Below are 24,201 nucleotides of genomic sequence, written 5' to 3' on the forward strand. Positions count from 1 at the left end.
AGACCTGCTTCCGCTGACCCTTGTCCTGCCTGTCGGCAGAGGGCGTGAGTCGGTCTGTCTCTCCGGACGGAACAGGACCGGAACGAAGTAATAAATGTTTAACTAAAAGAAGAAACTATGACATCCGTAAAAGTGAAATTCAGGCCATCCACGGTAGACGGGAAGGAAGGCCGCCTGTACTATCAGATTATCCACAACAGCACTGTCCGGTTCATCAATACCCCTTGCAAGGTGTTCCCCTCCGAGTGGGACGGCAAGCGTGAGGCGGTCATCCGTCCGTCAGCCTCTGCCGACGACCGGCGCGGCGCGGTGCTGCAACGCGTGCAGGAGCAACTGACGCTGGGACGCATGCGCCTCCGTAAGATTATCATGTCGCTGGATGATTCGGGGCTGGACTATACGGTGGACGATGTGGCTGTCCACTTCCGCGAGTGGGCGCAACAGCCTACCTTCTTTGCCTTCATGCGCGGCGAGATTTCCCGACTGCACACGTTGGGCAGGGTGCGTACCGCGGAGACCTATCTCTCGGCGTTGCACAGCTTCGCCACCTTCCGACGCGGACTGGACGTGGCGCTCGACGAGTGGAATGCCGACCTTGCCGTCTCCTATGAAGCCTGCCTGAAGGCCGAGGGCATCGCCCTCAACACCATCTCGTTCTACATGCGTATCCTCCGTGCCGTCTACAACCGGGCGGTGGACTGCGGGCTGACGGAGCAGCGATACCCCTTCCGTCGTGTCTATACGGGGATTGAGAAGACCCGCAAGCGCGCTGTCCCCCTGACGGTCATCCGGCACCTGAAGCAGCTGGACCTGTCAGCCGAAGCCTCGCTCGACTTTACGCGCGACATGTTCCTCTTCAGTTTCTATACCCGTGGCATGTCGTTCGTCGACATGGCTTACCTGCGCCGCAACGACCTGAAGGGCGGTTTTCTCACCTACCGCCGCCGGAAGACGGGGCAACGCCTCTGCATCCGCTGGGAGGGATGCATGCAGGCACTGCTGGACAAGTATCCAGTGAACGAGTCGCCCTACCTGCTGCCCATCATCCGTCGGAGCGACGATGAGCGCCGTCAGTACCTGAACGCCATCCACCTGGTGAACCGTCAGCTGAAGACCTTGTCCCGGAAGCTCGGTCTGTCCTCCCCGCTGACGATGTATGTGGCACGCCACAGCTGGGCGAGCATAGCCCGCAGCAAGCACATCCCGCTGTCGGTCATCAGCGAGGGCATGGGCCATCACTCCGAGCGTACGACACAAATCTACCTGGCTTCTCTGGGTAACGTGGTGATCGATCGTGCCAATTCGCGCATCCTGAAAGAGCTGTAGCGGGGGCGAAGGAGGGAATACAGCAGTCCACAGGCAGACCTGGCGATGCAGATGGCGCGCTTGTGGATGGCTGTATGATGACTTTCATGCTCCGGCAAATATGCCGATGGAGACTGATGGATGAAGGAATGGTCATGTTGGAGCCATGTATTGCTTTAGACTGTTATGTGTATATCTTTTTGTTGATTAGAATTGTTGGCTCCGGTTTTCTCCGACTTGTAGTTCTAAGACGGATGAAAATAGGACTAATCTGCTGAAATATATCTGATTATCGATTCTCTTATATTCTTCCTATGAGACAGTTGTTTTATTTATTGGGATATCTTTGATATAATATTGGAATCTTGTATGTTATTTTTGCATATCAAAACCTAGAAAACGCATTCCATGAGAAAACGCATCATTCTTTTGCTTATTGTGCTTATTTTAGTTGGGTATACACATGCCATTGATAAGCATTACTATTTTCAAAATTTCAGTGTAAGAGATGGCCTTTCACAAAATACGGTCAATGCAATTTTGCAGGATAAGTTGGGTTTTCTTTGGTTTGGTACCAAGGATGGACTGAACCGTTATGACGGGCTTTCTTTTCGTCAGTATAAGTGCAATCAAATTGATAAAAGGAGTTTAGGAAATAATTTTATAACAGCACTTTACGAGGATGAGACTGGTCAGATATGGGTTGGAACAGATACGGGCGCTTATATTTATCATCCTGATAAAGATTCGTTTGAGCCTTTTTTGCTAAAAAGTATTTCTGGAGAGAAGATTTGGCATTCTATTTCTACGATATTAGGTGATGATACCGGACGAGTTTGGCTGGCAGTTGAAAATCAAGGTATATTTTGTTATGATTTACATACAAGAAAGTTGGTGAATTGCTTGTTGAGTGATATATCCTCTATATCAACTAATGTACAATCGTTGGCTTTTGATAATGGAAAAACGATTTGGATAGGCTTCTATGGTGACGGGCTGTATTATTCAAAAGATAGCCTTCAGACAATTCATCCTTATCGATCTGCTAATGGTAAAAAAATCTTTGATGGGGAAGTAATTACTAAAATGATATTTGGGACATATAATTGTTTATATATAGGTTCTACCCATGGAGTACAGGAATTGAATCTTACTTCAGGAAAGTTACGTACCATTTTGCAGAAGAATGAATTTGGGGAAGACATTTATTGTCGGGATCTGTTAATGGTTTCAGCAGATGAACTATGGATAGGTACAGAGTCTGGAATTTACATATATAACGTGCGGACAGATCAATATACCCATCTGAGCAGTTCTATGTATGATGCTTTTTCCTTGTCTGACAATGCTATATATTCTTTGTGTAAGGATCGGGAAGGGGGAATATGGATAGGGTCATATTTTGGAGGAGTGAATTATTATCCTCGTCCATATACTTACTTTGAGAAATATTATCCCAGGGAGGATAAAAACGGTATGCATGGAATGCGTGTCCGTGAATTTTGTGAGGATTGTCAAGGATTTTTATGGATTGGAACAGAAGATGGAGGATTAAACCGTTTTGATCCTCGGACACAAGAGTTTTCTTTTTGTACGGCGAGTTTGAATTTTAAAAATATACATGGACTTTGTCTTGTGGATGATTACTTATGGGTGGGTACTTTTTCTAAAGGATTGAAAATAATAGATACTCGGTCAGGACAGGTCGTTAAGAGTTATGCAAAGAGTGATTCTCCTCATGCGTTGACTGATAATAGTGTTTTTTCTATTTGTAAAACAACTACGGGAGATATTTATTTGGGAACCATGTTTGGGCTGTTGAGATATAATCGTTCAATGGATGGTTTTGATGAAATAGCCGCGTTGAAAGGTTGTTTTGTTTATGATATGAAGGAAGACTATAATGGGAATTTATGGCTAGCGACTTATGCGAATGGTGCATGGCGATATAATGTAAATTCTAAGAAGTGGGAAAATTATGTACATAGGGAGAATGATAAAAATAGTTTGCCCTATGACAAGGTATTAAGTATATATGAAGATTCTCATCATGATATTTGGTTGACAACACAGGGTGGAGGCTTCTGCCGATTTGATTCTCAAACAAGTGGTTTTATTTCTTATGATTCTCGTAACGGATTACCAAGTGATGTAGTGTATCAGATAGCTGAAGATAGTGATGGCTACTTTTGGTTGACGACTAATAGTGGATTGGTTAATTTTGATCCATTGGATGCTAAGGTTAGAAAAACATATATGACAGCTAATGGTTTATTAAGTGATCAATTTAACTATCGTTCTAGTTATGTGGCAGCAGATGGTACTATTTATTTAGGAAGTATAGACGGTTTTGTAGCTTTTAATCCCAAAGATTTCTCAGTAAATAATTATTTTCCACCTGTTGTGTTAACTGATTTTATGTTGTTAGGACAGGAAGTGCATGCCGGTGAGGATGGCTCGCCTTTGGAAAAGAGTATAGTATCGACAGATAGAATCATATTGAATGCTCATCAAAATTCATTTTCGTTGCGAGTTGCTGCTTTGAGTTATCAGGCTTCAACGATGAATAAATTAATGTATAAATTAGAAGGATTCGATGACAATTGGATGATGGTGAGGGAGGATCCCGTGATCAGTTATTCTAATATTCCTTATGGAAGTTATTGTTTTCGAGTCAGAGCTTCCAATAGTGATGGGGTATGGAATCCTGAAGAAAGGACATTGCTTATCGAAATACGCCCTCCCTTTTATCTGTCAGGATGGGCTTATGGGTTATATAGTATCTTTTTTATCGGATGTTCATTTTTTATTACTCGTTTTGTGAAACTACGCAATCAAGAGAAACGCCGTCGACAGATAGAACTTTTGGAGCAGGAAAAGGAGCGGGAAATCTATCGGGCAAAATTCAGTTTTTTCACGAATGTTGCACATGAGATACGTACACCTTTGACCTTGATAAAGGCTCCTTTGGAAAATATATTGCATAAGAAGGAGCATGTGATGGATGCAGAAATACGGGAGGATTTAAACATTATGCAGCAAAATACAGAACGTTTGTTGAATTTGACGAATCAATTGCTGGACTTTCGTAAAGCTGAGAGTCAAGGGTATAGATTGGACTTTACAGAGTGCAATATTTCAGAAATATTGCGTGAAACATATATTAGGTTCACTTCTGTGGCTCGCCAGAAGGGTTTGGAACTTACATTGGATTTACCACCTGAAGATCTCTATGCCCATATTAACGATGAAGCTTTTACAAAGATTATTAGTAACTTATTAAATAATGCAGTGAAGTATGCTGCAACTTATGTGCATGTATTATTGAAACTTGATGTTGAACAGAAACAGAATTTTTCTGTGAATATACTTAATGATGGTTATTTGATTCCAAAAACAATGCGGAATGAAATATTCAAGCCTTTCATTCGTTTAGAAGAATCAGAAGTAAACGGTTTATCTACGGGAACAGGAATTGGTTTGGCCTTGGCTCGTTCATTGGCTGAATTGCATCAGGGAAGTCTTGTTATGACAGATCGTATGGATGTAAACGAATTCTGCTTGACTTTACCTATAGTGCAGAAAACCACCATAGTTTTATCTTCGGATGTCAATGATGTAAAAATTGACGCAGTGTCACATGAACAATCAGGTATGCAAAAAAAGAAGTTGACCATACTTGTGGTGGAGGATTCTGTAGATATGTCGACATTTCTTTCCAGGCAATTGTCTCGTGACTATGAAGTACTCACGGCTATTAATGGAACAGAGGCTTTAGAAAAGCTGAATGCTAATTTTGTGAATTTGGTTGTCAGTGATGTGATGATGCCTATAATGGATGGTTTTGAATTATGCAAAAGAATTAAAGCTGATTTGAATTATAGTCATATTCCAGTGATTCTGCTGACAGCCAAGACTAGTATGCAGTCTAAAATTCAAGGATTAGAATTGGGGGCAGATGCTTATATCGAGAAACCTTTTTCTTTTGAATATTTGTTAGCTACAATTGGGAACCAGATTACTAACCGTGAAAAGTTACGACAATCATTTGCTAAATCGCCCTTTGTTGCAGTAAATACGATGGCATTGACTAAAGTGGATGAAGAATTTGTGAAGAAGCTGAATGATATAATTCTCGCTAATTTGAGTAATTCTGAGTTTTCTACTGATGATATGGCAGAATCGTTAAACATGAGCCGTTCTAATTTCTACCGGAAGGTTAAGGGGGTTCTGGATCTGACACCTAATGAATATTTGAGGCTTGAACGTCTAAAACGTGCGGCTCAATTATTGAAAGAAGGAAAGTGTAGAGTGAATGAAGTCTGCTATGCAGTTGGTTTTAATTCACCATCCTATTTTGCAAAATGCTTTTTGAAGCAGTTTGGCATTTTGCCTAAAGACTTTGTGGAATAGAGTAAGACTGGAGGTGATGCAGTTGTCTTAAGGTGATAGTTTGGGATATATATTGCATGAGTTTGGATATTTATAATATTCGGAACTGTTACGAAAGCTTATCTTTGTCCAAGTCAAAATTATAGATATAATAGTTATGTTAAAAAGTTTATTATTCTCTGTACTATGTCTGCTTTCATGGCAGAATTTATCAGCCCAAGTTGAGTTATTGACTAATTTTCCTAAGGGTTATGAACCGGAAGTGATAGGTAAAAAGATGGCTTATCATTTTGTTAATGGGAAACATTTACTTCATGTAGGTAAATGGATCAGTTATCCAGAGACCTTTACATGGAATGGTGCTCTTAATTTTGGGTATATTACTGCTGATAAAGAGTTAGTTCTCTTGTTACAGAACCGTTTTGAACCTTTATTTTCTACAGAAAAGGCCTTATTGCCTATTATGAATCATGTTGATGTAAATATGTTTGGTAGCCTGCCTTTAACATTGTATCGTATAACCGGAGAACAGCGTTATTATGATTTAGGTATGCCATATGCAGATACTCAATGGCAAGTGCCGGCAGATGCAAAGCCAAAAGAAAAAGAATGGGCAGAGAAAGGGTATTCTTGGCAGTCACGTTTATGGATTGATGATATGTATATGATACCTATAGTACAAACTTCTGCTTATAAGGTAACAGGTAATCGTAAGTATATTGATCGGGCTGCAAAAGAGATGGTTTTGTATTTGGATGAGTTGCAGAGGTCTAACGGACTTTTTTATCATGCTCCTGATGTTCCGTTTTATTGGGGACGCGGAAATGGTTGGATGGCAGCCGGGATGACTGAGGTCCTGCGTTGTCTTCCAAAAGATAGTGAATATCGCTCTCGTATTTTGGAGGGGTATCATAAAATGATGGATAGTTTATTGAAGTATCAGACAGAAAACGGGTTGTGGCGTCAGTTACTTGACCAACCGGATTGTTGGATAGAGACTTCTGGTTCGGCCATGTTTACTTATGCTTTTATTGAAGGGGTGAAGAATGGTTGGCTGGATGCAAAAGTTTACGCCCCGGCAGCCCGTAAGGCTTGGATGGGTATGGTTGATTATTTGAATGAGAATGGTGATGTCCGTAATGTATGCACTGGAACTAATAAAAAGAATGATAAACAGTACTATTATGATAGGAAACGTAATGTGGGTGATTATCACGGACAGGCACCCTATTTATGGTGTGCTGTAGCATTACTTGAAAAGTAGGAGTTTGTGTAAGGGGAAAAGATGTTGGAAGGATAACATTTTAAAAAGTAGAATATTGATGATACAGTATAATAATTGGTTTAGACGTTGTGTGTTTGGAGCGATAATGGTAATTGTATCAGTTACAGTCGTTGCTCAGGTGTCTCTTTCTTCTGAAATGAAGGGCAATCAGATTTTTTCTTTGCAGGGTAGAGGTAAAAGTGCAGTGCTTTATTATGATCATGCAGATTTTGTGGTAGTAAAGAAAGTGTCGGAGCTATTTGTAGAAGACGTTCAGAAGGTTACGGGGAAGAGGCTGGTGTATGGTTCAGATAAGGGATTATTGACGGGAGATTGTCTGATTGTGGGAACATTAGGACATAATCAGATTATAGATCAATTGATTGCAGACGGACGGATGGATGTCTCTTCTTTGAAGGGACGCTGGGAATCCTATCAGATTGCGTTGGTGAAGAATCCCGTGCATGGAGTGGGACAGGCATTGGTAATAGTTGGTAGTGATCGTCGAGGAACTGCTTATGGATTACTTTCGATTTCACGCGCCATAGGGGTTTCTCCTTGGTATTGGTGGGCTGATGCTCCTATTGTAAAGCATGACTACCTTTATTTGAGTGTTCGTCCGACGATATCAGAAGAACCTTCTGTGAAATATCGAGGATTGTTTATTAATGATGAGGATTGGGGGCTTTTTCGCTGGGCAAGAGATAATTTTGAAAAAGAACGAGGTAATTTTGGTCCTAGGACTTATGCCAAGGTTTGTGAGCTTTTGCTTCGGCTGCAAGCTAATTATTTATGTCCTGCGATGCATGATGCTTCAACAGCTTTTCACGCTGTTCCTGAGAATCGTTTGGTTGCTGATAGTTTTGCTATTGTAATGGGTTCATCACATTGTGAACCTTTGTTATTTAATACTGCGAGCGAATGGAAGAGGGAGACAATGGGCGAATGGGACTATCAAGATAATAAAGCAGGCGTAGATAGGGTCTTGAAAGAACGAGTGGAAGCGGCTGCTCCTTTTGAGAATGTTTGGACATTGGCATTGCGTGGGCTGCATGATAAAGCAATGAAGGCTGGCAATGATATGTCTGCGCGGAAAGACATGTTACAAGAAGCATTAATGAATCAAAGACAGATATTGGCTGATGTGATCAGAAAACCGGCTGCAGAGATTCCACAGGCTTTCACTCCTTACAAAGAGGTGCTGGATGTATATGACGAGGGATTGAATTTGCCTGATGATGTAACCATCATTTGGCCGGATGATAATTATGGTTATATGAAGCGTTTAAGTAGTCCGAAAGAGCAACAGCGTTCAGGACGCTCTGGTGTTTATTATCATGCATCCTATTTAGGCAAGCCACATGATCATTTGTGGATGAATACGACTTCACCTACACTAATGTATGAAGAATTACGCAAAGCTTATGATATGACGGCTGATCGTATTTGGTTGTTGAATGCGGGAGATATTAAATCATGTGAGTTTGCTGTTGATTTCTTCTTGAATATGGCGTTTAATATAGATTCATTCAATTTTGAACGGGCAGCTCATTATCGTACGGAGTGGATGTGTGGGCTGATGGGAGATGACTTTAAGGACGAGTATCAGGATATCTGGGATGCATTCTATCATTTGGCTTTCGCTCGTCGGCCTGAATTTATGGGATGGGGGTATCAATGGGCTACAGATAAACATGGTCGTGAGCGGAATACGGATACGGATTTCTCTTTGACTAACTATCGGGAAGTGGAAACTCGTTTGACCGAATACTGCAGGATAGGAGCCATGACAGAGAATATTTATCATCGTTTGCCTGCAGAAAAACAAGCTTGTTTTTATCAATTGATGTATTACCCAGTTAAAGGTTGTGAGTTATTAAATCGAATGATTCTAGATGGACAACGGAATCGGTGGTATGCTATTCAACAACGTGCTGCGACTGATAGCTTCGCAAAGAGTGCTAAAATTTGTTATGATAGCTTGGCTGTAATAACCAAGGGCTATAATGAGTTACTCGGAGGAAAGTGGAATCATGTAATGATGATGAATCAAGGATTTGCTGCCTCTTATTTTGAATTGCCTGAATTGCGCACTGTTAAACTGAAAACATCAGCATCACTTGGAGTCTGGGCTGAGCAGGAAGATGTGTTGAAAGGGCAGAAGAGCTTTCATTCTTTACCTTGTTTCAGCTGTTATTTGCCGAAAGAATCATACTATATAGAAGTCTTTAATAAGGGTGTTTCTCCATTGGCATGGAAGGCTGTTGTTTCTGATGATTGGATTCGGTTGAGTCGGATTTCCGGCTATACACAAACTGAGGAACGTATTGAAGTCTCTATTAATTGGGAGAAGGTCCCCAAAAATGAGAGTGTTTTGGGATATCTGGATATAATGTCAGATATGGGAGAACATGAACGTGTTTTGGTTTCAGTATTTAATCCGTCTGATTCGATTAATAAGGAATTGGATAGTCTTTATGTGGAAACAAATGGATATGTTTCGATAGATGCGGCCGGTTTTCACCGAAAGGTTGAGAATGAAGCAATCCAAATGTATTTGATTCCTAATTTGGGAATAGAAAATGAAGCTGTACAGTTAGGAAATCCTATTGCACCTATGCAGAGGACAGGAGGGAGAAATACCCCTCGTTTGGAGTACGATTTCTATACGTTTGAACAAGGTTCGGTTGATGTCTATACGTATGTCCTTCCAACATTTGTGACGAGTTCTGATAGAGGATATGCGGGTCATGAAGCTACGAATATCGAAACGAAGTATGGTGTATGTATAGATGAAGGACCGGTAATGAATCCCTCCACTTCTTCTTTTGAATATGCTCAAATATGGTATGAAAGTGTATTGAAGAATTGCCGGGTAAATAAAACAACCTTACATATAGATAAGCCCGGGAAGCATACAGTGAAAATAATTTGTGGCGATGCTGGTACTGTTCTGCAGAAAATAGTTCTAGACTTTGGAGGCCTGAAAAGATCCTATTACGGTCCGAAACCGACAAGGCGATAATTATTGAACATGAAGCATAGAAGCTACGGGAAATTCGAAATTCTGCGTAGCTTCTATTTAAAGGAGCTTAGTCTTAAGATGTTGAGAGCAAGTTGGGACAGAATTTTCCTTTTCTTGGAAAGTTGTGTCATGGTCGCTTCACTATGACTTTTAATTTTGCCTCATCAAAGAAATTATTCAAGTCGATAAACTATCTTAATTTTAATATCATGAGTAAGAAGATTATGAAGTATTGTTTGAATGGGAAGATGTGGTTGATATTTTTCTTCCTGATATCAAACGTGTTTGTTTTAGCTCAATCATTTCGAGATGTATCGGGCGTCATTAAAGATGTGGCAGGAGAACCTGTCATAGGCGTGAATGTTACGGTTCGAGGAGATAAGCCGATAGGGACGGTCTCAGATATTGATGGCCGATATCACCTTCGTCTTCCCCAAAAACGTGTTACATTAGTTTTTTCATTCATAGGCTATCAGACTTTGGAAAAAGTGCTGGATGCCCATGCAACGCATTTGGACGTAGTTTTGAGAGAAGACAACGAATTATTGGATGAAGTTGTGGTCGTGGGTTACGGAACAATGAAGAAGAGCGATGTGACCGGTTCGGTGTCTCATATTGGTAGCGATGTGATACAAAATCGCGTTGCAACTAATGTGACAGATTACCTTTCCGGTAGTATAGCTGGTGTGAATATGACCCCTTCTACGGATGCAGCTGGTGGAGGCAGTCTGTTGATTAGAGGCAAACAATCATTAAAAGCTAGTACTTCTCCTTTAATTGTACTTGATGGAGTAATCTTTTATGGTAATATAGCTGATATCAATCCGAATGATATTGAAAGTATGGATGTTTTGAAGGATGCTAGTTCTACAGCTATTTATGGAGCAAAAGGTTCTGCTGGAGTGATTATGATTAATACTAAACGTGGAAAAACAGATAAGCCAATTATTAATCTGAGTGCTAAAGTCGGTGTTGCTCAGGCAACGTTTGTACCGCAAATGCCAACCCCAGAGCAATATATTCAACGTAGAATGGATTATTGGAAAACACAAGACTATTTTAAACCCAGCAGTTCACAAATGGGTGCTGGATATTATGATAATCCAGATCATTTGCCTGCAGGGGTGACACAAGAGCAATGGACGAGTTATGATGCTTCCTTCTCTGGAGACTATGTAGGTACTTGGTTGACTCGTTTAGGATTTGATCCGTTGGAAATAGAAAATTATAAGACTGGAAAAATAACAGATTGGATGGATCTCGTATTGCAGGACGGCTTTCGTCAGGATTACAATGCTTCTGTTTCCGGTAAAACGAATCGTACTAATTATTATTTTTCCTTGGGATATACAGATAATGACGGAATTAAGGTGGGTGATTATTTCCAAGCAGTGCGTGCTCGCATCAATCTGGATGTAGAAATTACAAAATGGTTGAATGTAGGACTGAATGCTCAATTTGCCAATAAGGATTTGAGTGGCATCTCTGCAGATTTGACAGCAGCTAAAGCTATGAGTCCTTATGGCAATATGTGGGAGGCAGATGGAATAATTAAAGTACGTCCAGCAAATGATAATCGTACTGCTAATCCTTTACTTGCTTATACGGTAGATAATAAGATGGATAAACGGCAGACTCTTGTAGCCAGTGTTTATGGAAAATTGAATCTACCATGGGGGTTCTCTTGGCAGACTACTTTTAATGCACGTTATGGTTGGCAGAAAGATTATTATTTTGATTCGGATATTAAACCAGGTATCGTATCCGGAGGACAGGCCAAGCGTCATGAGTTCTCAGATTATGAATGGAGTGTGGATAATATGTTGAAGTGGAAACGTACGTTTGCATCAGTTCATAATATAGACTTTACGTTTGTGTATACGGTGGAGAAATATCAATCGTGGTCTTCCACGGGGTACAACGAAGGTTTTCAACCTAATGGTAATTTGATTTATCATGCGATTCAATCAGGTATAGTTCCCGAGGTATCCTCAGATGACCAATTACAAACAGGAAATGGCTTATTAGGACGTGTAAATTACTCCTTAATGGATAGGTATCTGCTGACAGCAGCCTTACGGCGTGATGGATTTTCTGCTTTTGGGCAGAATGACCCATTTGGTTTGTTCCCTTCGGCAGCATTAGCATGGCGATTGAGTGAGGAAAAATTTTTGAAGAATGTCAAATGGTTGGATAATTTGAAATTGCGTCTTTCATGGGGGCAAACCGGTAATCGCGACATTGGTCGTTATGCTGCATTTTCGAGACTCACTATAACAAATGCGATTATGGATGGCGTGAACTATAAGGCCGTTTATCCGTCAAGCTTAGCCAATCGGGATTTGAAGTGGGAAACAACAACCGGACGGAATGTTGGACTGGATTTTAGCTTCCTGAATAATCGCATTTCCGGTTCTGTTGATGCCTATTGGAATAAAACGACTGATTTGCTGATGGACCGTGCCATGCCGGAAATCTCTGGCTATGGAAAAATAGCTTCCAATTTGGGACGGATTGATAATCGAGGGATAGAGGTGACGATAACAACAACCAATATTAATGTTCCGAATAAGGTGCGGTGGAATACTACTTTTATTTATTCAACGAACAAGAATGAGATCAAGCATTTGTATGGTAAGATGATTGATGTGTTGGATGCCGAGGGTAATGTCATCGGTCAAAGAGAAGATGATGACGTTCAGAACGGTTGGTATATCGGTCATGGTATTGATGATATTTATGATTATAAATATATTGGTATCTGGCAATTAGGTGATGAACTAGAGGCCAATAAGTATGGTAAACAGCCAGGAGATCCTCGCTTGGAGGATGTAGATCATAATGGTGTTATTAATGATGAGGATAAGCAATGGCTGGGTTCGCGAACCCCGAAACACCGTTTGAGTGTTACCAGTGATTTAAACTTATGGAACTGCTTGGATTTTTCATTTGTTTTGAGAGGTGAGTTCGACTGGATTGATGTTGATAATTTAGCTCGCAATGAAGATAATCGTTTCTTCTATTCTTCCAATTCAGAATGGACAGATTATTGGACTCCTTGGACTCCTAGTACAAAGTATGCACGTTTGGGGGCTGATAGTAACAATCCTACGGTTAATCTCTATAAAAAACGCAATTATCTGAAGATGCAGAACATGTCACTGGCATATACTTTCCCGAAGGCGTGGTTGAAAAAGATTGAAGTGGACAATTTGCGTGTCAGCTTTAATTTGGATAATGCATTCACTATTTCGGGCTGGAGACGTTCAGATCCAGTCATGAAGCTGATTTCTCCGCGCATCTGGACTTTTGGAGTCAATATGACTTTATAACATTGATTTTATTATAACCTCTCAATAAGTAGAAAGAAATGAAGACTAAAAAATATATAGTAAGAGGCCTGATGGCTTGTTTGCTGCTTGCCAGTTTGGAAGGGTGTGTCGATCTGACCCCTCAACCCATGTCTTTTTTGACTCCAGAAAATACGTTCGTAGATCGTGACGGCTTGGAAACAATGTTGCGCTCATGCCGTAAACAGATTAACTTTGAATGGTTTGGCGATGCTTTTAATTCAGGGAATTGTGAAACTTTTGCAGTGTATGAATATGCATGGTCTGACTTGGGAGTGATAGGGGGACCTGAAACAAAAGAAATCCATAATTTAGTGACGCAGCTGACACCGACCACAAACATGTATTTACACTTGCGTTATTGGGTGTTTGGATGGAATGGTATTAAATATGCCAATACTGTAATAACGCGTGCTCCGGAAGCATCTGATATGGCTTCCGAGGAAGATCGTAATGCGGTGCTGGCGGAAGGTTATTTCCATCGTGCCTATTGGTATTACCTGTTGACGCATCAATTTGGGGATGTCCCTTGGATTGCAGAAGAAATTACGGGGCCAAAAGTAGATTTTAATACGACATCCCGCTGGACTATCTTGGAGAACATAAAGAAAGATATGGAATATGCTGTTCAATGGTTGCCAGAGACAACTGTACCCGGTGCTGTTAACCGGGCGGCTGGAGAGCATTTACTTTCCAAGATTTATTTGGCTTTGGGTGAATTTGAAAAAGCTGAAGACATGGCTTCAAATGTAATCCATAATCATGGTTTACACTTGATGACGGAACGATTTGGAGTAAATGCTGGCGATAAGTCGCTTGATGTATTTAATGATTTATTTGAACCGGACAATATCAGTAGTACGGAAAATAGAGAATGGATTATGGTTGGTCAAGAACGTTACGGGTTGGAAGGGTGTTCTTCTCCCAAGGGCTCTGCGCGTAAACGTAATTTTGTGCCTCAGTGGCATGCCGGCAGTAAAGTTAAGACTCCGGATGGCAAGCAAGGAACAACAGACGCTTCGGGAATTTATGATGGATATGAAGAATTGGAGTATCTAGGACGAGGATTGGCCAAACTGCGTCCGACTAATTATGCACAATATGAATTGTGGAGTAAGTGCGGGAATGATTTGCGTCACAATGAGAATAACTGGTTTGATAAGTCCCGTATTGTGTATAATCGTCCAGCAAAATCCGGAGGAAGTGATAAATGGTTTGGTAAACCAGTAGATCCACGTTATTGTACAGATACCATGCGGTGTTATTTCTCTTTTCCCATAGTAAAGGTCTTAATTAGTAAAGATGATCCTAAGTCGGGTGGTAAGGTCCCCGTAGGAGGTTTTACTGATCAGTATATATATCGATTGGCTGAGACTTATTTGAATAGGGCTGAGGCTCGTTGGTGGTTGGGAGATTTGAAAGGGGCAACCGAAGATGTAAATATAATTCGTCGTCGCGCTCATGCACCTGAATTACCTGTTGGAACAGTAACCTTAGAACAGATATTGGATGAGCGTGCGCGCGAGTTGTTTTTGGAAGATCATCGCAAGACAGAATTGACACGTATTGCGTATTTAAAGGCGAAGTTGGGAAAGGATGGCTATTCGCTTAAGAATTTCTCCGAGAAAAATTGGTATTATGACCGGATGATGGAAAAGAATAATTTCTTCAGTGAACAATATTTTTATAGTACCAATGCATTTATTATGGAGCCTTATCATGTTTTGTGGCCCATACCGCAAAACGCGATCAAGTCTAATACACAGGGGCGCATTAACCAGAATTATGGTTATGATGGTTGTGAAGATAATATTCCGGTAGAGGAATTGGATGCAAGACAAGCAAAGTAAACGATGAGTATGAATAAATTGTATATAGTATGTTTGGCTCTCTGTATGGGAGGCTTAACATCGTGCTCTGATGAGGATGAGGGCATGAAAGTAACGTATGAACATCCTTATGTAAATCCGTTGACGGATTATAGTGCAGCTGATCCAACGGTATGGAAAGAAAATAATCAGTCTTTTTATGTTTATTGTACCAATACGTGGAAAGCTCTGCACTCTACAGATTTAGTACATTGGACAAAAAGTAACCAAGAACTTTTCGAAAAGCGTCCTTCATTTGTTTCTGGTTCAGGAGTGTCGGTTTGGGCTCCTGATATTGAAAAGATAGGTAACAAATATGTATTATATTATGCGATGTCTGCAATGGGTTCGCCTGCTAAGGCTGCTATTGGTACCGCTTATGCAGATTCTCCGGAAGGGCCTTTCAAATTGGACAAATCACGCGATGGTAAAGGATTGCTTTTTACTTCGTCTGAAATTGGGGTAAGGAATTCTATAGATCCGTGCTTTTTTGAAGAAAATGGTAAGAAGTGGTTGTTTTGGGGGAGTTTTAACGGGATTTATGCGCTGCAACTGTCAGATGATGGTATGAATGTGCCCAATGGTGATTTAGCAGCAGCTAAAAAGAATAAAGTTCAGGTTGCCGGTACAGCGTTTGAAGCTCCCTATATATGTAAGCGAGGCGACTATTACTATCTATTTGCTTCTGTGGGTGCTTGTTGTAATGCTATGTTAAGTACTTACACGACTGTTGTCGGACGTTCTATTTCTTTGTTGGGTCCTTATGTATCTAAGTCGGGTACATCTATGCTTGATAATGGTTATGAAGTGTTGATTAAGGCAAATGAACATTTTGTCGGTCCCGGTCATAATTCAGAGATTGTGACGGATAGTGAAGGACATGAGTTCCTGTTATATCATAGCTATTCTCGGAAAACGCCAGACAAGGGACGTTTTTTGATGCTGGATCAGATTACATGGACTGATGACGGATGGCCTCAGGTGAAAGGAAATAGTCCTTCCGTTGAGGCTGAATCACCTGTATGTAAATAGTTAACAATGGAATTGGTATGTTTAAGGTACTTGTTTTATGTATTGCCCTGGTCATGAGCCCATGTCTCATGGCTGGGGATTTGATTGGTAAATATCAGAATCCTGTTGTGGATTATAGTTTACCTGATCCTTCTGTTGTCTTGGCTGATGATGGCTTCTTTTATCTGTATGCAACAGAAGATATTCATAATATTCCGATTCATCGCTCTAAGGATTTGGTCCATTGGGAATTCGTGGGTACGGCATTCACCGATGAGACCCGTCCGAATTTTGAGCCTAAAGGAGGCTTGTGGGCTCCGGATATCAATAAAATTGGTAATAAGTATGTGCTCTATTATTCAATGTCACATTGGGGCGGTGAATGGACTTGTGGTATCGGAGTGGCGGTAGCTGATAGTCCGATGGGGCCTTTTCATGACAGAGGAATGATGTTCCGTAGCAATGAAATTGGCATTCAAAATTGTATAGACCCTTTTTACATCGAAGATGAAGGCAAAAAATATTTGTTTTGGGGTAGCTTTCATGGTATTTACGGGGCAGAGTTGACCAATGACGGTCTGGCTTTGAAACCGGGATGTGAAAAGAAGCACATAGCTGGAAATGCTTATGAGGGTACTTATATTTATAAAAAAGATAATCATTACTATTTGTTTGCATCTACTGGGACTTGTTGTGAAGGGGTGAATAGCTCTTATCAAACTGTTGTTGGGCGTTCTGACTCTTTATTGGGACCTTATGTGGATAAGTCTGGTCAGGGAATGCTAGAGAATCATCATGAATTGCTGATTGGGAAAAATAAACATTTTGTAGGTACTGGTCATAATGCAGAACTGATTACGGATGATAGAGGTACAGATTGGATTTTATATCATGGCGTAGATGTAACAAATCCTCATGGGCGTGTCCTTTTACTTGATCGGGTAGATTGGCAGGATGAATGGCCGGTGGTGGATGGGAAGTCAGCTTCTAGAGAGAGTAAGTCTCCCTACTTTTTATCAACGGTGTTGAAGACTGTCCTATCGTTAAAGAAACCGGGAAATGATGCTGTAGATTATCATTTATACAGTCATAAGTTGTCTGATGATTACTTTGATTATGAGTGGATGTCTGACGTAGCTTTACCTGTAAGGGTTATGCAGAAAATTGAGAATAGATCCGGACGAACGCAGTTGATAACCCAGCTCACAGCTATGAAGGATATTTATTTTCATTTCAGGCAATGGTTGGATTCCGGATTCCCACACGATTCCTGCTTGTTTTATATGCCGGGGTTTTGGTATCGTCGTAATTTGCGTTCCCCTAGAGAAGCACCTTCTTTTTATACATCCGATAGTTGGACCGTGCGAGAGGATCGTCTGAGCACTCCTTTAACAGGAGTGTTTAATCCTGTAGATGGACGTTTTTTGACAGTCAGCCGACTTGGAGTATGGAAACAGGATGCCTTGTCTGTTCATCAGGAGGGTGAAGTCATTCTTTCTGGAAGGACTTCTGTTGGGTTTACCGGATTTGAAAATCAGGCGGGGATAGCTGGGCTGGTTTTTGGATTTCCTTATCAGGAAACCCCGAAAAGCTATATAAGGAAATTGACTTTAGCGCCAGAGGTTACAACTTTCCAATTGTTAAAGAAAGGAGAGACAATATCATTGACATGGGAACTCAATGAAAATAGTGCAAAAGATTTCTCTGATTTTGTACGTCAGACTTGGGAATACAGTTTTGATACTTATCATCCTTCTCCGGTAGATACGATATATACTGTGGCAGAGGTAAAGAGGACATTGAGCCGGTATTTTACAGATAGCTTTGTCGACAAGTATCCATTAGCGTACAATTCAGGAGCACATATCCATACGGATGACTGTATGCCCGGGGGAGTAGCTGAAGTAGGATTTATAGGCAGAACGCTTCTTAATGCGTTCAATGCTTGGGAATATGGATGGATGATGTCACGGGAAGATTTAAAGTTAAAAAGTTCACAGATTTTTGATTCTTATTTGCATCATGGTTTTACTCCAAGTGGTTTTTTTCGGGAATATGTTGATTTTGACCGTTTACAGGAGGAGAAGAGCCTAAGTATACGACGTCAGTCGGAAGGGATATATGCCATGCTTCATTATTTGCATTACGAGCGGATGAATGGTCGACGACATATGGATTGGGAGAAGCGCATACGTCGTCTGTTGAACAATTTGTTGATGTTACAGTCTGAGGATGGAAGTTTTCCACGTAAATTCCGAGAGGACAGGTCTATCATAGATGAGAGTGGAGGAAGTACACCGTCAGCTACATTGCCGCTGGTAATGGGGTATAAATACTTTAATGATAAGCGTTATCTGAATGCAGCCAAACGAACAGTTGCTTATTTGGAGCAGGAACTGATAGCTAAGGCTGATTATTTTTCTTCTACATTAGATGCTAATTGTGAAGATAAGGAAGCATCGCTTTATGCTGCTACTGCAACTTATTATTTGGCATTGGTAACAAAAGGGAATGAACATGCTCATTATGCTGGATTAAGTCGGAAGGCTGCTTATTTTGCCTTGTCATGGTATTATGTTTGGGATGTTCCCTTTGCTCCGGGGCAGATGCTGGGGGATTTGGGTTTGCATACCCGTGGTTGGGGTAATGTTTCGGTAGAAAATAATCACATTGATGTGTTTGTTTTTGAATTTGCTGATGTACTTCGGTGGCTTTCTTTGAAATATGGGGAGTCTCGCTTTGCATCTATGGCTGAAGTGATTTCAACATCAATGCGTCAATTATTGCCTGTTGAAGGACGTTTATGTGGTATTGCGAAGCCGGGATATTATCCGGAAGTTGTACAGCATACTACTTGGGATTATGGGCATAATGGTAAAGGATTTTATAACAATATATTCGCTCCCGGATGGACTGTGGCTTCTTTATGGGAACTTTATACTCCTGGACGTGCTGAGCGTTTTTTGCTTGAAGAGTGAAAGAAAGGAGTGATTGGCTTAAAATAAATTGGACATGTGCAAGAAACAGCATCCATAAAGAATGCAAAATGTGAATTCCCTTAAAGCCGGATGTATATCCATCATCATATTATTATATGATTCATATGGATATATAATCCGGCTTCTTTTTCAGACTTCGTCCTTCAAAAATGTTTTGATTTATAATTGCTTATACTGTAATTGTTTGTAGATTTGAGAGCGTGTCATGATGAGCAATACGTCCCCTTTTTCGTTAACTAAAAAGAGCAGTTCGTTTTCTTCAAGCAGCGATATTTTGAAGATTTCTTTGATTGATGTGTCTCAAATGCCTGAAAAGAGAGCCAGTGGGGGCATAAAATAGTTTAATAAGCCAATCCATACCTTCTTTTCTCATCTTTACACACATCTTTTTTATATTGAAGGTAATGGCAAGGAAGGAGAAGTCCATAAACGTTTCTGTCCACCTGCATGAATTCGCCGCCCTGTGTTGGCGCACGGTCTGCAAATAGCCCCCTTTTGTCGAATCCTTTAACGGCACTCGTTGATTTGTACAGACTGGTAAATTCCCAACCATTAGTCGAAAGAACAAAAAAGAGAGTGAGTTTAATCACCCTCTTTCAATGAGCCATTTGTGAAGCGTTTATGAAGCGTTTTTTACTATTTGTCCTGACTTCGTCACTCAAAAAAGTCTAATTTTACAAAGCGTTGATAAATAGAATTTTGTAATTTTGCATCACCCATTTTAGGGTGACACGGTTCAAAAAATATGTTTATACGAAGGAAAAAATATCCCTCAGGCAATGTTGGCATAATTGTCACAGAGAAGATTAATGGCAAAATGAATGAACTTGCCACAATCGGCATAGCCAAGGAACCCGAAGATCTTGACTCACTCATATCTAAAGCCCATGAGTGGATTGACAGGGAGCAAGAACGCCGGCATCCCCGTCTGGATCTTTTCGGCGAGGATCGTAAGGGGTGTGAAACGGAACTTCTGAATGCCGAGCAAATGCTTTCATGTATTACCAACATATCGATTAACGGGGCAGACCTGATACTTGACCGTGTGTTTGACAGTGTGGGCTTCAACCGGATCGAGGATCCGGTGTTCCGACAGCTGGTAAAGGCGCGGTTGGCCTATCCGGCAAGCAAGGCGGCTACTGCCGAGTACCTGAAAAACCATTTCGATGAGGATGTCAGTCTGTCGAAGATATACCGTTATTTGGACAAGCTCAGCGACAGTCAGCATGAAATTGTCCAGGATATAAGCGTACTGCATACAAGGCAGGTGTTGAACGGCCGCATCGGTGTTTTGTTCTATGATGTGACCACTCTTTATTTTGAGGCGGATTATGAAGATGAATTGCGAAAGACAGGATTTTCCAAAGAAGGACGGCACAGGAATCCACAGATCATCCTCGGACTGCTCGTCAGCGTCGGAGGCTATCCGCTGGCTTATTGCATACATGAAGGGAACAAGTATGAAGGTCACACGATGCTGCCGGTAGTGACGGAATTTGTACGGAAATATAAATTGGAAGACTTTATTGTCGTAGCCGACTCCGGACTGATGAACAGCGACAATATAGCAGACTTGGAAGCAAACGGTTACAAATATATTATCGGTGCGAAAATCAAGAACGAAAGCAAAAGGATACAGGAATGGATACTCAATCAGCCCAAAGTTGACAAGCAGATGGTGGAATACGACAAGGGAGGCAGCAGACGTCTGCTTGTGGGATATACAGACGACCGTGCCCGCAAGGATGCCCACAACAGGGAAAAGGGGATACAACGTCTGGAAAAGGCATACCAACGTGGCACCCTGACGAAAGACAACATAAACAAGCGAGGTTATAACAAGTTCTTGAAGATGAAGGGCGACATTAAGGTGACCATCAATTACGACAAACTTGAGGCTGACGCGAAATGGGACGGGCTGAAAGGATATCTTACCAATACAAATATCCCGACCGGTGAAGTATATGCCGCATATCATAACCTATGGCATGTCGAAAGGGCTTTCCGCATCTCAAAATCGAAGATAGAGATACGACCNGACGCGAAATGGGACGGGCTGAAAGGATATCTTACCAATACAAATATCCCGACCGGTGAAGTATATGCCGCATATCATAACCTATGGCATGTCGAAAGGGCTTTCCGCATCTCAAAATCGAAGATAGAGATACGACCTATGTTCCACTTCACCCACCGCAGGATAAAGGCACACGTATGCATCTGTTTTGTGGCATTGAAAGTTTATAAGGAACTAGAGCGGCTGCTGAAACTATCCAATGTCAATATGAGTGTCGACAAGGTTTTAGCACTTGCACAGACGATTGTAACAATACAGCTGACACTGCCCAAGAACAAACAGGTTATCAATCGAACTATGCTGATGAAACGCCATCAACCTATCGCACCATTATTCTCTGATGAGTTTTGGGTGACACGTTGACGAAGTCAGGAAAAAGAGAGTGAGTTTAATCACCCTCTTTCAATGAGCCATTTGTGAAGCGTTTATGAAGCGTTTTTTACTATTTGTAATTTGTTGGTAACAAGTTGTGTATGCAAACCAAAAGATAAGGAGCTATTTATTTTTGGAGCGTTTGTGAAGCGTTTGGCAAACCTTTTATCGTGTAATAAGTGCTTTTACCCGTAACGCCCTGCATTTCCAGCCATGTTCCCATTTGTTGCAATAAACGATATGCAGTAGTCCGGTTGGTATTCAATATTCTTTGAACGTCCGAATTGGTGACGCTTCCATTTTGGGCTGCATATTCAATGACAGGTATATATCTTTCATCCACCCGTTGTGCCAATAACTGTGAGCGCACGTCCGTGTAATAGGTAATCATTAGCCCGCTTTCAGGTATTCGTCCCGCCAGCTTTCTTTCCATTCAATATTTTGGTTCTCACTCATATACTCATATAATTCTTACATTTATGCAAATGTATGAAAAATAACGGTGCACTTTTTATCAAGCCGACAATCTTTTGCTGGCGGGTATCAGGCTGTCCATCTGGGTGCTTATCGAGGTGGACTTCTCCCGCTGGTTGATGGTCATGCTCTGTTGCTTCTGCAATACCTTTCCAAAACGCTCCGGCAATATCTTTGCTGTCCCGCCAACCACTTGCCCACTGAAAATGTTGCTCACCGTTGACCTTGTTTCCCTTGTTCCCGGAATCACGGGTAAACTGGCTGTAATCCTGAAAGAGCTGTAGCGGGTGCGAAGGAGGGAATACAGCAGTCCACAGGCAGACCTGGCGACGCAGATGGTGCGCTTGTGGATGGCTGTATGATGTCATTTTGCAACCCCATCCCTTCACATCCCTATACAAAATCACCCAAAAGCTCCTTTTCAGCTAACGCGACTTTTTGAAAAATCGCCTAAAGTAGGTTTCTTTAGGAATATTCATGCGGATGAGCGTGCATACTTATTCTAAAACAGGGGCGAATGTGAATAATTATACCGCGAAACAATATTGTTTCACTCGTCAAACAATATTGTTTCACGTACCAAACACAAGTGTTTGACGACTCAAACAATATTGTTTCGTCTTCCGAAGTCAAAAGTTCGGACGGCGAAACGCTTGTTTTATAAAAAGGATACATTATTTCACGGACGTTTACCTCTAGAATGTTCCAACGGATGATGATTTGGAACGTGTTATTTTGAGGGGTGAATTGTCGTTTGCGAAATCAGTTAGCTCCTGCTATATGGTTGCTCTGTTTCTTTCTTCTGTGAAATATGTATTTATTCCGCCAAAGTGTATTTTGCGAAACGCCCGAGAAGGCCTGTTTTACGCACGAACTCCTCCTTCGGGGCGAACGAGAGCATTCTGGAGGCCCTTCGTTTGACGTTTTGACAGATTGACAAATTGGGGGAGGGTGTCACCGACGTGTATTTCCCTGCGATTCGGCTGACGGAAGTTGGATTCATAACCGTATGACGGCGTTTTTCGCTGAAAAAGTTGTGGACTTCTGATGGGATTGTTGTATTTTTGCTCATGGCTTTAAGTTCTGAGTGCTTTTTTCTTGTTATATCTAATTGTTTTATTCCCAGCGGTATGCAAAAATACTCAGAGCTTTTTTATGCCATTGTTTCACACTCATTCCTAAATCCGAACTTGAGTTATGATTATATTTACAGACCGGCAGTTACAAAAGGCGGAACAGATACTTCAGTCTCCGTTGGCGAAATTAAGTGATCTGACCTCATCAGAAATACGCGATTTGGCTGTAGTGTGGTGCTATTATTCCGGAAAGATTGAGGGGAATACATATACATACGTCGAAACCGAGGCCTTGCTGAAGGATGGCATTACATCGGAAAAACGGTACGAGGATGCCAAAATGCTAAAGAACCTGCATAATCTTTTTGTTTCTGAAATGGAGTATATCCATAAAGGGAAGAATACCGAAGTAATAGATGAGCGCACTCTGCTCCGGCTGCATTCCGGATTGTCTTCCGGCTTGGTCTCCGATGAGGAAGTCGGTCAGTTCCGCACACGTCCGGTCAGAATATCCGGGACTGATTATGTTCCTCCCCGGGACATCTATGAGATACGTTTCAAACTGAGCGAGGTGCTTTATCGGCAGACGGAACTGGAGAATCCCCTTGAACGTGCTGTGTATCTTCACTGCAACATTGCACGGATACAGCCGTTCATTGATTGCAACAAACGTACGGCACGTCTTGTGGAAAGCATTGTGATGATGAATGCCGGACTGATTCCGGTCTATTCATCGAAGGAGGCGGACATCCTGAATTATCGTAAAGGCTTGATTAGTTTCTATGAAAACGGGACCTATAGTCTGTATGTGGATTATTTTCTGGATAGGCAGATAGCTCGGATAAAGGACTTGACGATGGATGCCGGAATGGATATGTAACCCCAAGCATCCCGTCCGTCGTTTGATTGGTTCTTAACCATGGATGGGCGAAAGGTCCTTGTGATGGCCGTCTCTTTTGGGGAAACGTTCTTAGCCTGAACGCACTTA

At 41.5% G+C, this 24,201-nt stretch carries 10 protein-coding genes and 4 pseudogenes; 11 read left to right on the plus strand and 3 right to left on the minus strand.

Annotated features, from left to right (window positions below; translation table 11 throughout):
* Positions 1–117: 117 nt before the first annotated feature.
* From C8275_RS03970 to C8275_RS04005, 9 genes and pseudogenes are all read left to right on the plus strand, one after another.
* A complete protein-coding gene (locus C8275_RS03970) occupies positions 118–1,326 on the plus strand; it encodes a site-specific integrase (RefSeq protein ID WP_106484186.1) in 1,209 nt (402 codons plus the stop codon).
* A gap of 387 nt (positions 1,327–1,713) precedes the next feature.
* Positions 1,714–5,718, plus strand: a complete 4,005-nt coding sequence (locus tag C8275_RS03975; RefSeq protein ID WP_106484187.1) for a hybrid sensor histidine kinase/response regulator transcription factor — start codon at positions 1,714–1,716, stop codon at positions 5,716–5,718.
* Between the two features lie 136 nt (positions 5,719–5,854).
* Positions 5,855–6,961, plus strand: coding sequence for a glycoside hydrolase family 105 protein (locus C8275_RS03980; RefSeq protein WP_106484188.1), 1,107 nt, complete (start codon positions 5,855–5,857; stop codon positions 6,959–6,961).
* Between the two features lie 106 nt (positions 6,962–7,067).
* The gene (locus C8275_RS03985; protein ID WP_106625718.1) at positions 7,068–9,986 is read left to right on the plus strand and encodes a glycosyl hydrolase 115 family protein; all 2,919 of its coding nucleotides are present in this window, start codon (positions 7,068–7,070) and stop codon (positions 9,984–9,986) included.
* A 209-nt stretch (positions 9,987–10,195) separates the two neighbouring features.
* Positions 10,196–13,318, plus strand: coding sequence for a TonB-dependent receptor (locus C8275_RS03990; protein ID WP_106625719.1), 3,123 nt, complete (start codon positions 10,196–10,198; stop codon positions 13,316–13,318).
* Positions 13,319–13,356: 38 nt separating this feature from the next.
* On the plus strand, positions 13,357–15,186 hold the full coding sequence (locus C8275_RS03995; protein WP_106484189.1) for a RagB/SusD family nutrient uptake outer membrane protein: 1,830 nt from the start codon (positions 13,357–13,359) through the stop codon (positions 15,184–15,186).
* Positions 15,187–15,195: 9 nt separating this feature from the next.
* Positions 15,196–16,236: a family 43 glycosylhydrolase gene (locus tag C8275_RS04000; RefSeq protein WP_106625720.1), complete on the plus strand. Its 1,041-nt coding sequence runs from the start codon at positions 15,196–15,198 to the stop codon at positions 16,234–16,236.
* 68 nt (positions 16,237–16,304) lie between these two features.
* Positions 16,305–17,168 (plus strand): annotated as a pseudogene (locus C8275_RS14795) (family 43 glycosylhydrolase); the annotation flags it as partial.
* A gap of 69 nt (positions 17,169–17,237) precedes the next feature.
* Entirely contained in the window at positions 17,238–19,193 is a 1,956-nt protein-coding gene (locus C8275_RS04005) for a hypothetical protein (RefSeq protein WP_234395796.1), read from the plus strand.
* Between the two features lie 280 nt (positions 19,194–19,473).
* On the opposite strand, the pseudogene C8275_RS14945 reads toward C8275_RS04005, so the two are convergent.
* Positions 19,474–19,650: pseudogene (locus tag C8275_RS14945) on the minus strand (IS1182 family transposase); the annotation flags it as partial.
* Between the two features lie 309 nt (positions 19,651–19,959).
* Between C8275_RS14945 and C8275_RS04010 the strand changes: the two are divergent.
* Positions 19,960–21,654 carry an IS1634 family transposase gene (locus C8275_RS04010; RefSeq protein ID WP_369860932.1) on the plus strand — a complete coding sequence of 565 codons (1,695 nt, stop codon included), beginning with the start codon at positions 19,960–19,962 and terminating at the stop codon, positions 21,652–21,654.
* 136 nt (positions 21,655–21,790) lie between these two features.
* On the opposite strand, the pseudogene C8275_RS04015 reads toward C8275_RS04010, so the two are convergent.
* Positions 21,791–22,063 (minus strand): annotated as a pseudogene (locus tag C8275_RS04015) (transcriptional regulator); the annotation flags it as partial.
* Positions 22,064–22,192: 129 nt separating this feature from the next.
* A pseudogene (locus C8275_RS04020) lies at positions 22,193–22,412 on the minus strand (conjugal transfer protein TraG); the annotation flags it as partial.
* Positions 22,413–23,334: 922 nt separating this feature from the next.
* Here C8275_RS04020 and C8275_RS04025 point away from each other — a divergent pair.
* On the plus strand, positions 23,335–24,093 hold the full coding sequence (locus C8275_RS04025; protein WP_106484191.1) for a Fic family protein: 759 nt from the start codon (positions 23,335–23,337) through the stop codon (positions 24,091–24,093).
* Positions 24,094–24,201 lie beyond the last annotated feature (108 nt).

The organism is Bacteroides sp. Marseille-P3684 (assembly GCF_900291465.1).
Lineage (GTDB): Bacteria > Bacteroidota > Bacteroidia > Bacteroidales > Bacteroidaceae > Phocaeicola_A.